Annotated in this window: 10 protein-coding genes; 8 read left to right on the top strand and 2 right to left on the bottom strand. The window is 49.4% G+C overall.

Features of this window, described 5'->3' with window-relative positions; genetic code table 11:
* Positions 1 to 15 precede the first annotated feature (15 nt).
* The 3 genes from JIN82_RS03890 (at position 16) to JIN82_RS03880 (ending at position 5,459) form a co-directional block, all read left to right on the top strand.
* The gene (locus JIN82_RS03890) at positions 16 to 1,266 is read left to right on the top strand and encodes a porin family protein (RefSeq protein WP_200310332.1); all 1,251 of its coding nucleotides are present in this window, start codon (positions 16 to 18) and stop codon (positions 1,264 to 1,266) included.
* 126 nt (positions 1,267 to 1,392) lie between these two features.
* On the top strand, positions 1,393 to 2,151 hold the full coding sequence (locus JIN82_RS03885; protein WP_234041757.1) for a hypothetical protein: 759 nt from the start codon (positions 1,393 to 1,395) through the stop codon (positions 2,149 to 2,151).
* Between the two features lie 8 nt (positions 2,152 to 2,159).
* Positions 2,160 to 5,459, top strand: coding sequence for a VIT domain-containing protein (locus tag JIN82_RS03880; RefSeq protein WP_200310330.1), 3,300 nt, complete (start codon positions 2,160 to 2,162; stop codon positions 5,457 to 5,459).
* A 10-nt stretch (positions 5,460 to 5,469) separates the two neighbouring features.
* Here JIN82_RS03880 and JIN82_RS03875 read toward each other — a convergent pair whose 3' ends face one another.
* A complete protein-coding gene (locus JIN82_RS03875) occupies positions 5,470 to 5,874 on the bottom strand; it encodes a hypothetical protein (protein ID WP_200310329.1) in 405 nt (134 codons plus the stop codon).
* 104 nt (positions 5,875 to 5,978) lie between these two features.
* Between JIN82_RS03875 and JIN82_RS03870 the strand changes: the two genes are divergently transcribed.
* Entirely contained in the window at positions 5,979 to 7,835 is a 1,857-nt protein-coding gene (locus JIN82_RS03870) for a GNAT family N-acetyltransferase (RefSeq protein WP_200310328.1), read from the top strand.
* Between the two features lie 9 nt (positions 7,836 to 7,844).
* Positions 7,845 to 8,813: a histone deacetylase family protein gene (locus tag JIN82_RS03865; protein ID WP_200310327.1), complete on the top strand. Its 969-nt coding sequence runs from the start codon at positions 7,845 to 7,847 to the stop codon at positions 8,811 to 8,813.
* A gap of 166 nt (positions 8,814 to 8,979) precedes the next feature.
* Here JIN82_RS03865 and JIN82_RS03860 read toward each other — a convergent pair whose 3' ends face one another.
* Positions 8,980 to 9,873 carry a hypothetical protein gene (locus JIN82_RS03860; RefSeq protein ID WP_200310326.1) on the bottom strand — a complete coding sequence of 298 codons (894 nt, stop codon included), beginning with the start codon at positions 9,871 to 9,873 and terminating at the stop codon, positions 8,980 to 8,982.
* 401 nt (positions 9,874 to 10,274) lie between these two features.
* Here JIN82_RS03860 and JIN82_RS03855 point away from each other — a divergent pair, with 401 nt between their 5' ends.
* The 3 genes from JIN82_RS03855 to JIN82_RS03845 all read left to right on the top strand — a co-directional run bounded on the left by JIN82_RS03855 (position 10,275) and on the right by JIN82_RS03845 (position 14,270).
* A complete protein-coding gene (locus JIN82_RS03855) occupies positions 10,275 to 11,453 on the top strand; it encodes an OmpA family protein (RefSeq protein ID WP_200310325.1) in 1,179 nt (392 codons plus the stop codon).
* Positions 11,454 to 11,490: 37 nt separating this feature from the next.
* Positions 11,491 to 12,261 carry a M23 family metallopeptidase gene (locus tag JIN82_RS03850; protein WP_200310324.1) on the top strand — a complete coding sequence of 257 codons (771 nt, stop codon included), beginning with the start codon at positions 11,491 to 11,493 and terminating at the stop codon, positions 12,259 to 12,261.
* Positions 12,262 to 12,416: 155 nt separating this feature from the next.
* On the top strand, positions 12,417 to 14,270 hold the full coding sequence (locus JIN82_RS03845) for a serine/threonine protein kinase (protein ID WP_200310323.1): 1,854 nt from the start codon (positions 12,417 to 12,419) through the stop codon (positions 14,268 to 14,270).
* The last annotated feature ends 48 nt before the right edge of the window (positions 14,271 to 14,318 follow it).

Here is a 14,318-nt window from a genome sequence, read left to right as displayed (position 1 = left end):
CAAACATAGAATCATATGACTACAAAGAGAAAGCTCCCAAGCCTAGTTTATATAACAGTCATCGCTCCCATTTGTGGAGTTGCGGTTGCTGGAGAAAAACATGCCATGGTAATGCCCGCGGCTACAGCTCCAGCGTCTAGTTGGCGTCTATCTGCTGGACCAATGATGCGGCAGGTGCAAGGCGCGGATTTTAAGGTAGGTTCGGCTGCTAGTAGCTCAGTATTTCCGACGCCATATGGCCAAGGGTACTATAATTTACCCAGCTCAGTTGGCGATGATGCAGCGTACGCTAACCGTCAGTACGATGATGGCTATGTGAATACCGATGCTGGCACAGTGAATGATGGTAATACTTCATATTGGGGTTACGACTCAGCGGGCCAATATAATGCCTCTAATAATACTCTAACGATGAGTGTGAGTGCTGCTGGTCAACTGGCTGGATCAGCTAGGGATATTTCTCAAAGCACGCTGCAGACTGGCGCTGTTGGAGTTTCAGGTAGTGACGAAAATGAATTTGGTTTTCGTATCGAGTTAGACCGTTTGACTGATCACGGCAATGGCTGGAGTACTGGTCCAGTAATCGGCTTTTCAATTTTCAAAGGTTCGTCATCGATCAATGGGGTTTCTGCCTTTTCTGGTAACATTCACGTTGAAGATTATGGTGTTGGGGTGACTGATACTTACCAGCTTGATCCTAGCTTAGTTGGCTCATTAGATCCTAACGATGTGCATCAGAATGATGGAAGTGTTACTGGACCGCTGATTCCTAATCAGCCTTCCAATAGGGTGCCGGACCCTAATCAACCATTCGATAGGGAGTTGGACCGAGATGAAGATGTGGTATCGTATGATGTCTCTTTGTATTCACCTGTAGATCTGGAGTTAGAATTTTATGTTATTACTTTGGACCTTGGTTACCGAGCTGAACGAACTTGGGGTGATTGGTTTGTTAACGGCAGTGCCGGAGGGGCGCTAAATATTGTGCCTTGGGATGCCAGTCACAGTGAGCGCGCTTTGCAGAGTTTTGATAATGGTGCCATTAGTAGCTATTCCAGCGCGTCGTTTGATAATGACGACTTAGAGTTTCTGTTTGGTCTCTACGCACAGGCTGGGCTTGGCTATTCGTTCACAGATACTATTTCGCTGAGCGGCTTTGCTCGCTATGATTGGAGTCAAAGTTTCGACGGAGATGTTGGACCTAGTAGTTTCGATCAAGACATCAGCGGCTGGTCAGTCGGATTGTTGTTAGCTAAAGAGTTCTAATCATTTCTAGCTAGCTGGCAATTCTAGCTGCCGTATTTTTATTTCTGGCGCACGAGGGACTCCCTTGTGCGCCATTTTGTTATACTTTATTCTTGTTGGTTCTGTTAGAGTGTGCATTTTAGTTTTATGTGTAAAAATTTCTTAGTCTCTCTGACGGCCTCTTTAGTATTGGTTTCACCCTTTTACGTAGATGCGCAGGATGAAGAGGTCTTTGATCCGCTGGGTTTAGTGATGGATTCAGATGTGCCTAAGTATGTAACTGTAACTTGTGATTATTATGAAATGTCGACAAGTGTGTACGAGACACTGATGGATGATGAGTCTCTGAGAAAAGATGATCTCAAAATGTTAGCCAAGCTGAAGGAGCTACGCAAAACAGAGGATGTTAGTTTGTTTGATAGCATGCATTTAGTCGCAAGAAGTGGTGAGAAAGCGTCAGCTGAATCAATTTTAGAAGTGATATACCCAACTGAGTATGAACCCTTCTGGGCGCTGTCTGAAGGCAACGAGGATGATGAGGGTGTAGCCACTTTGGCTTCCTATGCACCGCCGACGGCAACTGCCTTTGAGACGCGCAATGTGGGGAATAATTTCGAGATTGAACCAACTATCGGACCTGATAACCGAACCATCGATTTGCGTATGGCCCCTGAGATTGTGTTTCACGTTGGTGAAAAATATTACGCAAAAATAAAAAATGATGAGTTAGAGACAGATATTCAGATGCCCTTGTTCTATACTCTAAAAGTGACCACTGCATTGACCATGATAGATGGCAAAGCTCAAGTCGTGGCTACTCTATCACCGAAGCGCGCAGATGGTACTACTGACCATAGCCGCAAGTTGATGGTACTGGTTCGCTCTGACATTAAATTCGTAAAATAGTTAGTGTCATGAGACGCTTAGGATTTATCCTGCAGTTACTCATGCTGGTGAGTGCTGTGGCAGCCCCACAAATGTGGGTGAAAGATGGCACCGGTCGCGTGCCGCTTCGCATTGAATCGCTAGACTATCAGGTTCAGGTGGTTGATAGCATGGCGGAGACTACCATTGAGGTGGTATTTGCTAACGATACATCAAGCATGCAAGAGGGCGAGTTTGTCATGCCGCTGCCAGCTGGGGCGACCATTTCTTCATATGCTCTAGATGTGAATGGAGAAATGCGCGATGGCGTAGTGGTGGAGAAAGAGCGAGCTCGGCACGCTTATGAGACGATCAAAGCACAAATGGTGGACCCCGGCTTGGTCGAGCGCGAAGCTAACAATGTCTATAGAACTCGAGTATTTCCTATTCCAGCTAATGGGCTGAAGCGCATGCGTATTGGCTACGTCGAGCGGCTGCCACAAGAAGACGGGAAATTTATCTACCAGCAGGCGATTGGTCAGCCGGGTAAGTTAGGGAAATTCAGCTTTATTCTGCGAGGAATTGGTCTGGATGAGAGCTGCATTAAGGCTGATAAATTAGAATTTGTAGCAGAGCTGGATTATTTAAAAGCGACGCAAGAGAATTTCCAGCCAGCTGGCTTGGTAAAATGTGAGATTGGTTTAGGTGAGCTGCCGCGAATAACAAAACAAAGTGGAAACCGCACTTTCAGCTCAATCATGTTTCGAGTGCCGGAGGATTTATTGCCTGTAGCTAGACCCAAACCTAAGCAAGTGACTTTGCTCTGGGATGTTTCGGAGTCGATGCTGGCATATAAAAAAGAAAAGGTAGTTGAACTAATCTATCAGTATCTAGCTGAAGTGGATGCGGAGTCGGTACAGTTAGTTACTCTGCGCAATGAGCTGGAAGTTGTTGGGAAGTTTGTCCTCAAGGGCAATGGCTTAGCTCAGCTGAAAAAGCACGTGGACGAAATCTACTACGACGGCATGGTCGATTGGTCACTGGTTGGCTATGGTAGTAAAGAGTGGCAAGCTATCAAATCGTCAGGAGTAGTATTGTGCATTACAGATGGAAATAGCCTCAAGGCCAGCGAGGTGTCTTATAAACTGCATCAGCGAGCTGCGTGGTTTTATCTCGATCTAGCTGGTAGAGTAGAAACGTTTGATGACTCAGCTGCTAGTGACCAGGCTGGCTATGAAGTGGTTGATTTGTCAGAAGGTGAACAAAGTGATCATCTGGCTGCGTTGACGATGGCCCCGTACAAACTCACGAAGATCAAGGACGATGATAGAAATATCTACAATGGGTATAAGCCTGTCGTCGCGGGAGAAGTAGTTGATATGTTAGTTCCTGGTTCAAGGAATGGGTCTTACTCTGCTGTATTTGAAAACGCTCACGCTGGCGCGAAGACGCTGCAGCTTGGAGATAATGTGAAGCATGTCAGCTCGCTGGCATCTCATTTGATAGAGAAAATATGGGCGCAGGAGAAGCTAGCTCAATTAGAGAAGGAAGGGAATGCTGAGCAGATCATTAGACATAGCAAAAAGCACGGTCTTGTTAGCGATTACACATCGATGATTGTGCTGGAGAAATTGTCTGATTACGTGCGTTTTGAGATTCCGCCACCAGATCGTCAGATGCATCTCAAGTGGCGGCAGCAAATGAGAGCCAAAGAAGAGAGAGATCCTTTTTCAGTAATGCCCGATTCTCACCTGCGCGATTGGTGGGCAGCTAGACAGGCGTGGTATCAGAGTTCTTATCCTTCGATAGAAAGTAGTCTATTGCCAACTTATGCCCAGCTGGATTATTGGCTGAAGGCGCAAGATGAAGTTTTCCAGCCAGATGAGCTGGATGTGAGTGTTAGGGCTGATTTTGTGACGCTACGTGATGACGGCAAGAAGTTGATTGAGGCCTCAGCTGACGTGCGTAGCCTGCAAGATTTCGATAAATGGAAAGCGAAACGCGCTAGCTGGCTGGAACGTTGGCTAGCGTCTGAAAACTGGCCGGTGCAGCGAGAAAAGAATCAAGTTCTAGCTGTGTCCGTTAGGGGGCGTGTTTTGTCTCCAGATGTTTATCGATCTGAGGACGATGCTAGCTTGAAGCAATTTCTAATCAAAGCTGGCGGGACATATAACCCGAGTGATTTAGAGCGTGTAGCGGTCTACCGAAATGGTCGCGGTTCCCTATACAATTTATTTAGTAAAGAGTATGTCGATGAGCCGATGAAACCTGGAGACATGGTGGTGTTGGTAGGCGAGGATCCCTATGGTGATGGTTGGGATTGTTTTTGCGCGGGAGGATCTGATCCCTCGTCGAAGCCTGCAGTGAGTAAAAACTCAATGCGGCTGAATATGCAGCAAGCTCAGCGGATGAATCCTGTTGGGGGCGGTGAGTCCCTAGGTGGTGCTAAGCATGAGCAGTCCGCGAAAGTAAATGTTCTAGCTGGTGAGCCGCTAGACCAGGCGTGGATGGAAAGCTTCGCGCAAGATTTGAAGTCTACAAAAGATGCCGCTGCTAGCTATCACAAGCTTAAGGCGGGGCGTATTCGCCATGAGGCCTTTTACATGCGCGCTGCTAAGCTATTAGCTGACGCTGGGCATGAAGATCTGGCTAGACAGGTGGCGTCTAACTTGCTGGAGCGTGGCCGGTATGAACCATCAGGATATTTGGCTTACGCCTATGTGTTAGTTCAGATTGACCAGTTGGATGAGGCGGTGCGAGTGCTTGATCTAGCTAAGCGAGTCTATCCAAAGGTAGACCGCTTATCTTTTGCCATGGCTGTAGTGAAGCAGGCAATGCAGCGCATTGAGCCAGCGAAGTTGAATTCTCAGCTGAAAGAGGTCATTAGCGATCAATGGTTGAATAGAGCGATGCGAGGGCAAGCATTGATGATGGCTCTACATGGCGGGGATATTGCCTTTCCTGAAAGATATAAAACCGTTTACAAGAACGAGGAGTTAGATGTGCGTGTTGTCTTATTGCATAGCGATATGCGTTCGCCCATTTCAGTGACGATTAAGGATGCGCCAGAAGCTGTGGAGCTGGGATTGAAGAGCGGAGATCGAGAATGGACAAGCGATCACGGAACCCGTCTAACTCGCTTCACGGGTGGTGTGGAATTAGCGCAGAAGCGCATGTTGCCAGGCCTGCTAGAAATCCAGATAGGCTCTTCTTCAGCGCAGATGATATTTGTGCGTGTTTACAGAAACTGGGGGCGTGAGAATGAAACTTCCAGCTATCTGGTGGTGACGCACGACGGTGGCAAGGACGGGGTAAACTTGACGCCAATCGTTCACCAATTCACCGAATGATTAGAAAAAACTAACTAAGCGGAGCCTTATCACCCCATTCGATGATTTCCTCATCGAGAAAGGCTTCGTCGAGGATTTGTTGGGCCCAGACGTGGTTCTTGCTGATGTGGCTGAGAATGCGGTAGGCCATGACTTGCACAGCTGGAATTTCGCTCCAGATGAGTTCGTTGAGGTGGCGCCATTTATCGGCGTCTAGCTGTTTGATGTTAGTAAGTTGCTCGACGACCTCGTTGGAAACCATTAAACAATGGCTGATGTCTGGTTCAGCTGGCACTGGCTCTACTTCGTAGATGACGAGTGATTCGTGGTCTGCCTGTGAGAGTTCGCATTTTGATTTGGCTCGCCGCACGAGGTCTTTGCCAAACTTGGAAAGCGTCATTTTGCGCTGTTGGTGTATGTCGTATCCTTTTGCCATGAGCTGAGCATAGTAGCTGGCAGGGCGATGCCAATGTCAAAATAATGCATGCATTACACTTGGTGAGCTTGCTCTTCGGGGAAGATTTGGCATGATGCTTAGTGATGAAATGCCTACAGCCAGAGATGTGGAAAGATATTGTTCTACCGGGGAATCGTGTATTCTTTGGCTCTGGTGCGGCGGTGCCTCATGCCTTGATAGATTCTATGCTAACACAGGCGCAATTTTACAAAGATGTAGTGATCAGCCATACCTACACCTTGGGTCAAATTCCTTGGGTGGATGTGAAGTACGCTGGGGCGATGCGCGCACATACTTTTTTTCTAACGGCTGAGATGGGGGCAGCTCTGCGTGCAGGGCGAGCGGATTACACACCCTGTCCGTTTTCTGACATTCCGCGTTTATTTTCTGAGCGGCTGGTGCCGATAGATGTGGCCTTGATTCAGTGTTCACCGCCAGATGCTGACGGTTACGTTTCATTAGGTGTTAGCGTGGATGTGGTAAAAGCGGCGGTGAAGTCGGCTAGGCGAGTGGTGGCGCAGATCAACCCGAAGATGCCGGTTACGGGTGGGGATTCGAAAATTTCTATCGAACGGATCGATTATTACCTAGAAGCGGAGGCTGATCTACCTGAGTTATTTTTCCCGCTAGAATGTGATGCGCAGGCTAAGGCTGCTGAATATGCGGCGCACTTGGTGGACGACGGGGCAACGATCCAAGCGGGATTGAGCGCGGGTTCACAAGCTGTGTTAGGTGAGTTGAGGAACCACAAACATCTGGGCATTTACACAGGTATCTTTACCGACGGCATGATGGATTTGGTGAAGTGCGGAGCGGTAGATAATAGCATGAAGGGGATACACGATGGTGTGTGTGTGACCAATCAGGTGATAGGTAGCCGCAAGCTTTACGAATTTGCCAATAAGAATGACTTGCTAGAAATGCGCACCTCTGACTGGTTAGGTGATCCATGGCGTATTGCACAGAATGAACGCATGGTAGCTATCTATGAAGCGCACGAAGTGGATCTTACTGGGCAAGCGATTAGAGACTCTCGTGGTCACGAGTTTGTTGGAGGGATTGGCAGCCAGCAGGACTTTATCCGTGGCGCCGCGCATAGCTCTCATGGGCGGCCAATCATTGTATTAACAAGCACCGCTGATAGTGGCAAAAGGTCGCGCATTGTGGCTGGGCTGGAGCCGGGTAGCGGGGTGGTGACTGGTCGTGGTGATATTCACTATGTGGTGACTGAGTTTGGCATTGCTAGAATGCGTGGCCGCAGCATTCGCGAGCGCGTGCTGAGCATGGTAGAAATTGCCCATCCAGATTTTCGTGAGTCATTGATGGAGCAGGCTCATAGCTGGGGGTGGATTCCTAAGATTTTCAATGTTAGTCCGACGAGTCCGGGGGAGATTAGTAAGGGCCTGCAGGTGCGGCGGGTGATTGTGAATGGGAAAAATTACCAGCTGCGGCCACTGCTGCCGAGTGATACTCGAGCGCTGCAGGAGTTTTTCTATTCACACGATGAGGAGACCGTTAGACTGCGCTACGGCCATGCTAAAGAGCGCATGAGTAGTGAGGCAGCCTACCGGATGGTGGCGGTTGATCAGAATGTTGATTTGGCTCTGGCGCTGTTTGAGGAATATGATCACCGGCTGGAAATCCGTGCGGTTGCTAGATTCTATCGAGACAGCAATGGTGAGACTGCGGAAGTGGCTTTTGTGGTTCACGAAGATCTACGCCGAGTTGGCCTTGCTAGATATTTGTTACGCGAGATGGCGGTGATTGCGCAAAAGCGCGGCATCAAAAGGTTCTGGGCATCGGTGCTGAAGCGCAATAAGCCAATGGGTGATCTATTTGTGCGTGCTGGAGCGAATAAAGAAAGCGAGTTTGGTGAAGATAGCGACGATTATTGGCTGGATGTCGATGATCTTGTTGCACATAGAGAAAAATCTGATTAGGCTAACTGGATGCAGGTAGTCGACACCAGTAATCTTTCCACAGGGGTACACGCTGATACTCTCTATCTAGACCACTATACAGGAGCAGGTCACCCAGAGAGTGAGGAGCGCTACCGTGCCATTCTAGCAGCCCTAGCTGATCTGCAGGGGGAGACTAGTGAGATACCGCTAAGGCGGGCTACAGTGGCTGAGGTTTTGTTGTGCCACGACGCGTACTACCACGACTTCGTTAGGATGGATGTTGATAATCTAGCGGATGTATTACGCACGGGCGATACGGCGATTTGTCCTGACTCCTATGATGTGGCGATGCATGCTGTTGGCTCGACGCTAGAGGCTGTTGATAGAGTGCAATCTGGCGAGCTGAAGAATGCTTTTTGTGCGGTGCGCCCTCCTGGCCATCATGCTTCTTCAGGCAGGGGCATGGGGTTTTGTATTTTCAACAATGTGGCGATCGCTGCGCAGTATTTGCTAGATCACTATGGTCTTGAGCGGGTGGCTATTTTAGACTGGGACGTTCACCACGGCAATGGCACTCAGGATATTTTCTACGAGAGCAAGAAGGTATTTTTTGCCTCTAGCCACGAGAAGGGGATTTTTCCACATACTGGTTATGAAAACGAGAGTGGTGACGGCGATGGCGTGGGCTATACGCTCAACCAACAACTGCCAGCTGGAAGTGATGGGCGGGCAATGATAGATTTTTGGCAGCGGGAGATTGGCTCGAAGTTAGAGTGGTTCAAGCCGCAGTTTATTTTACTATCAGCTGGCTTTGACGCGCGCGTGGGTGATCCTATTGGCGACCTGAAGCTAACTGATGATGATTTTGCCGAGCTGACGAAGGTGGTGCGCGGCTGGGCGCGTCGCTATTGCGATGGCAAGTTAGTGTCTGTGCTGGAAGGTGGCTATGATCCAGCTGGTACGGCTAGTGCGGTGCGCGCACATGTCCGTGCCTTAAGTGATGTGATTCGTCGTTAGACGGTTCTCTCAGTTAGCTAGCTGAGGATATTATTGGGGGATCCTGTTTTTTTCAACTAGGCGGGCATGTATTGGTGATCGAGTAGCTGGCTACGCGTTCACCTATTGCCTTGGCCTAGATGAAAATCCAGTTCGTCGTTACGACGATTAGTGGGTTCAGGTGTTATTAGAATCTGAATGTAGTGCCGATGACTAACATTGTCATGTCGTCGAAGTTGAAGTCGAACTGCCCGTGACACTGCCAGCGGTCGCTGAAATCAATAGCTGCCCCAACCATGGCGTTCCATGGGTTAGATGGTCCTTGAAGCACTTCGAAGTCGAGGTTGTTGCCGCCGATAGGGATGCTGCCTTTGATGACGCTTTCGGTATCCCAGTAGGCTGCACCGGCAAAAATGGAGGTGGTGTATTTTCCGATAGATCCGCGGTAGCCGATGCGTGATGAGTAGATGAAGGCTTCGATACGCTCGCTGAAGGCTCCGCCAAAGTCGGTAGACGAATAGGTGACGTCTAAGGTGGTGAAGAAGTTTTTGTAGCCACCTGATAGGCTGATGCCTGCGCCCCAGAGATCAGCTTGGAGGTCTGGGAAGAGTCTGGTTTCGTAGGTGCGGTCGCCGCCAAACCATGGGTAGGTGACGGAGAGGTCGACAGCGGATTGGTTGTCGATTTTACCACCAAAGGCGTAGACGTTGAGGAATGGTAGGATGAAGGTGTCTAGCTTGAGAATGCCAGATTGGACCTCATTTTGTGTATCTACGGAAACTCGGCGCGTGACGTTATTGAGGTTGCCGTTGAAGCCAGCTTTGACGCTTTTTACTTCCACGCTACGCTCTAGGCTGAGGTAGCTGGCAGAAATACCAAATGGCAGTGGCAGGTCGTACCCGCGGCTGACGGCGTCGTCGGTAAGTGCTGGCCAGAGCCCTTTCCAGTGACGTTTGTCTTCTTTGGTCGGCATTGGCGGGATGATGTTAAGATCATCAACGATACTTTTTTCACCCGCTAGTGATGAATGTGAAAAAGCGAGAAGCAGACAGAGTGTGATGGTGGCTGAGAAGCGTTGCATTGGGATATGGTTGGCTGATTTCAGCTAGCTGGTAAGATGTTAAAGGCTTGTTGTAAAGGGTTGTAAGTTGATGGTTTTCAGTCGTTTGAGTGTTGTTTTTTGGCGTTTTCCGAGCAGTTAATGCGATCTTTGCTGTGAGGTGTTAATTTGTGAGCTAAATGACTCTATTTGTGATCGTTTGTGAGATGGTTGATGGTTTTGTTGGCTGGAAAAATTGATCGAGTTGAGCGTTTTTTGGCAATGCTGCAACTTCTTGCTATGTGGGTGAAAAAATCAGTCGAATTCTCAGCGGGAATGGTTATCTTTTGGGCATGCAAGCAAGCAAAGCTTCAAGGGGCCCGGGAGGATTATTTGTTGTGGGTTTAGTGATCATCAGCCTAGTGGCTTTGGTCTTTTTCCTAATGAACCAAAAGGGAGGTGACGAGCTGGCCAATAATGAGCCAGAGGTGGCTGCGGAGCCTGATTTTTCATCAGGTGCTGAGCTCGATGGCTCGGATACTATTGATCAAGATATTTTGGACGAGCTGGACCGGGTGATGGCCTTGGCAGATGAACGCGGTGATATCAGTGCGGTACTGCAAGCGCTGGGCGATAGTGGGTTGACCAGTGATCAACAGCAGAAGGTGGCGGCATTAGCTAAGGCGGCTAAGCTGAAATCTCGGCTCAAGCGCGTAGCTCCTCAGGACGGTATGGAGGAAGTTTGGGAGCTGGAGCTGGAAAATGGTGAGACTCTGCAGTTTGCCAAAGTGGGTGAAAAGTATGAAGTCTTGCCAGCGGCACCGGCTAGTGGCCAGCAGCCAGCGGAAGCGGACGGTCAGCCAGAGCTAGCTGCGAAGACTGGCTCTGAAGCGGTGGCTGGAAGTTTTGTCAAAGCGGTGTCTGAGCTGGATGTAGAGAGGGCTCGTGGGTTTATCGACCTGTCGAAAGTTTCCTACGCCAAGCTGGTGGGCATGTGCATCTTATTTGAAGAGGGCGAGTATGGCCTGCGTGATCGCATGCCTGTGCGCAAGATGTTTGAGCGTGAGACACGAGCTGGATATTTGGTTCATTTGCGTGATAAGGCGGGCACGTCTGCGATGTTTGCGCTCAGCCTGGAGCGTGCGGATGCCAGCGATACTTGGAAAGTAGTTGAGGTGAATTTAGACAAACTGCTGGAGAATTATTCGCAGCAATATGCGGGTGGCGACAGCTATTACACGCCATTGGTGGTGAACCCGAAGGGTGGCGACTCGGTTCTGGTCTATTTTGATTACGAGGAAAAAGAGCTCACACCTAGATCCAAACGTCAGCTGTCTGTGGTGGGAGATATTCTCAAGCAGGACAGAGTGAAAACGCTGGTGATTTCTGGCCATACTGATGCGCTGGGATCGGACGCGTATAACCTGAATTTATCCCAACAACGGGCGCTGGCGGTGAAAGCGTATTTTGTTGAGCTGGGTGTGCCTGAGGCGCAGATTAAGACAAAGTCATTGGGCAGAATGGCGCCGCGAGCCCCTAATACTAAAGATGACGGGAGCGATGATCCAATTGGCCGCCGCGCTAATCGCCGTGCTGAGATTTTATTGGATTTCGAAGGGTAGCCGCTAAGCTCGTGCAAGATTACGCAACAACAAGACCATGGCTAGACACGCATTAAATTTTATTATCTGGGGGCTGATTGTGGTTTTGTTTGTCATGATGGGGCGTGGGTTTTTACGCAGCCGGGCAGCAAAGATTCCGCCAGTGAAGTCGATGCGCAGCTGGCAGCAGGCGCAGGCGCCGCTGGGTTTTCCAGTGCTGCAGGGCGATGATTTTGTGGCCTCATCATTTGATCCACGTTTCCTCGAGGTGCCAGTTTTTGAGCGCGCTGAGACACCACGTTTCCAGCGCATGGATTACCCGCTGGGCACCGAGCAAGGTGGTTTGGTTTACAATGCGCAGCGGTTCTGGGAAATGAACGATCGCCGCGGTGGCCACCATAGTGGTGAGGATTTGAATGGCATTGGCGGTATGAATACCGATCTGGGCGACCCTGTTTATGCGGCGGCCAATGGTCGTGTGGTTTATCGCGGAGTCCCGTCACCTGGCTGGGGCAAGGTGATTATTTTATCTCACGTGAATGGCGAGGGAGATACCGTTTCTACCATGTACGCTCATCTGGAATCATTCACGGTGAATTCGGGCGCATTAGTCGCTGGTGGAACTCAAATTGGTACCGTGGGCACCGCTGATGGTCGATATTTGGCACATCTGCATTATGAATTGCGTAACTCGGCGGGTGTATGGATAGGTCCTGGATACTGTCAGTATCATGATGACCGAATTGCAGCTGAAGATGAGCTGAAAAAATTTATTAACACCTCAGCTGTTATAAAGTTAGCTGTGGGTAAACTCATTTATAGTCAATAGATTGTGATTATTTTCCCTAGTGATGGGAAAATTTGGGTGAAATTGTAAATGCTTAGCTACGAGTTATCAGCATCATGTGATGTACGTTTATTATGTGTATTTGTCATTGATTAGAGAGAAAAAGTGGCAAGTATCTGTATCCAACATCATCAAAAATGAGCGAAGAATCTCAAGAAATCGAACACACAGGGTTGTCAGCGCCTGATATAGAAGAAGTTGGCGAAATGCTGCCAGCATATGAGATGATCTCCTTGATCGCAGTGGGCGGAATGGGAGTTGTCTATCTGGCTAGACAAATTTCTTTGGACCGTCACGTGGCGATCAAAGTTTTGCCTCGCGAGTTTGGTGACGATGCTACATTCCGCAGTCAATTTGAGACTGAAGCGAAGAGCATGGCCAAACTCAACCATGCGAACTTGATCCAGATTTACGACTTCGGTGAAGTCAATGGATACCTCTATATTATCATGGAGTTTGTGAAAGGTAAGTCGCTCTACCATTCATCTCACGGCATGGCGATTGACCCAGAAGAGACTGGCCGATTGGTAGCTCTGACATGTCGCGGCTTATCCAATGCGCACGCCAATGGCATTCTGCACCGTGATATCAAACCGTCGAACATTCTGCTCGACCCCACAGCCACACCAAAGATTGGTGATTTTGGTCTAGCTCGTCCTGTCGCTGACGGCGAAGGCGAAGAAGTTTTTGGCACACCTGGCTACACCGCGCCAGAGGTTGTGCATCACCCTGAGGCAGTTGACCACCGCAGTGATATCTATTCTGTGGGTGTGATGATGTATGAACTGCTCACTGGCGGCATGCCGGAAGACCCATACGAGTCACCATCTGAGATTGTTGATTGTGACCCACGTTACGACGCGATTGTCAGCCGAGCGATGGCGCCACTGCCAGAAGATCGCTACGAAAGCGCAGCTGATATGGCCAAGGCCGTTGAAGATCTCATGCGCGACATCGAGCGTGAAGAGGATGAGCCATTTAACCCACTTATCACAGCGGCTCCAAAATCTGGTGCTCGCCCAGCTCCACTGCGAACAGCAGCGGGAACAGGTGTGATTACTGGGGCCACAGGTCCGCTGACCGGGGCTACTGGCCCAATCACTGGCGCCACTGGCCACGCGACAGGTGCTCAAATGGCGATGTCGCAGTCTTCGAATTCGTCGACTGTCATGCGCAATATCGCGATTATCGTGATTCTCTTGATTGCGATCTATTACGCCATGGGCGCACTGGATCGTAAGAAGGCAAATGCCGAAGCCGAGCGCATTGCCATCGAGCAGAAAGACCAGGCGAAAAAAGATGCTCGTCTCAGGGAGATGCAAGAAGCTGAAGCAGCAAGAAAAGCCAAGAATGAAGCGGCTGCAAAAGCTCGTGAAGAGCGCTACAAAGCCGCCATTGCCGCCCAAGAACAGCGCGATATTTTAGCTCAGGAGATGAGAGAGCAAGAGCTCAAGAAAGAGCAGCGCCGCGAAGAACGTGCACAAGCAGCCTTGGCTCAGACCACGAAGCAGGAAATCCCAGAGGAGCCTGAGGTGATTGAGCTGCGCAAAAAAGGCAGAGAAGTTCTCAAACGTTACCGCAGTGAATTCAAATCTGAGTACGAAAATAACATCAAAAAGATGAACTTCGGCATTGGCGCCTACATCAAAGGATTGCCACACGGACGTCAGAAAAGTCTTCAGCCGTCGGTTGAGGCGATCAGCGAAAATGTGACCAACTTCAGGCTGAAGAAAGATGTGCCATTGAATCAAATGGTGCCTCAGATTCGTGAGCAAGTGCAGGATTGCCTGATGCGTCAGCAGAGCATTGATGCGGATTTCAAAGTCAAGGCGGGTAAGCTGAGAACTCATTATTATAAAAACCTCGATGAAATGGCCCAAAAGCTGCGTGCTGGAGGAGAAAACGAGCGTGCTAAGGCAGTGATGGCGGAAAAAGCCAAGTGTGGCGACAGCATTGATTCGTTCATCAAGTATATCAAAAATTCTAAGTAATTTATTGCTTCCGGCTTTGCGGAAATGCTGACACGCGCTAGCTTCGCT

Source organism: Persicirhabdus sediminis, from assembly GCF_016595495.1.
In the GTDB taxonomy this organism is placed as follows: Bacteria; Verrucomicrobiota; Verrucomicrobiia; order Verrucomicrobiales; family Akkermansiaceae; genus Persicirhabdus; species Persicirhabdus sediminis.
Note: the sequence above shows the minus strand (reverse complement) of the source record. Positions and strands in the feature narration are given on the sequence as shown.

Excerpts from the sequence above, each read along its gene's own strand:
- JIN82_RS03885 (WP_234041757.1), top strand. The coding sequence starts at position 1,393 with ATGTGTAAAAATTTCTTAGTCTCTCTGACGGCCTCTTTAGTATTGGTT.
- JIN82_RS03845 (WP_200310323.1), top strand. The coding sequence starts at position 12,417 with ATGAGCGAAGAATCTCAAGAAATCGAACACACAGGGTTGTCAGCGCCT.
- JIN82_RS03855 (WP_200310325.1), top strand. The coding sequence starts at position 10,275 with ATGAACCAAAAGGGAGGTGACGAGCTGGCCAATAATGAGCCAGAGGTG.
- JIN82_RS03875 (WP_200310329.1), bottom strand. The coding sequence starts at position 5,874 with ATGGCAAAAGGATACGACATACACCAACAGCGCAAAATGACGCTTTCC.
- JIN82_RS03880 (WP_200310330.1), top strand. The coding sequence starts at position 2,160 with ATGAGACGCTTAGGATTTATCCTGCAGTTACTCATGCTGGTGAGTGCT.
- JIN82_RS03870 (WP_200310328.1), top strand. The coding sequence starts at position 5,979 with ATGAAATGCCTACAGCCAGAGATGTGGAAAGATATTGTTCTACCGGGG.
- JIN82_RS03860 (WP_200310326.1), bottom strand. The coding sequence starts at position 9,873 with ATGCAACGCTTCTCAGCCACCATCACACTCTGTCTGCTTCTCGCTTTT.
- JIN82_RS03865 (WP_200310327.1), top strand. The coding sequence starts at position 7,845 with ATGCAGGTAGTCGACACCAGTAATCTTTCCACAGGGGTACACGCTGAT.
- JIN82_RS03850 (WP_200310324.1), top strand. The coding sequence starts at position 11,491 with ATGGCTAGACACGCATTAAATTTTATTATCTGGGGGCTGATTGTGGTT.
- JIN82_RS03890 (WP_200310332.1), top strand. The coding sequence starts at position 16 with ATGACTACAAAGAGAAAGCTCCCAAGCCTAGTTTATATAACAGTCATC.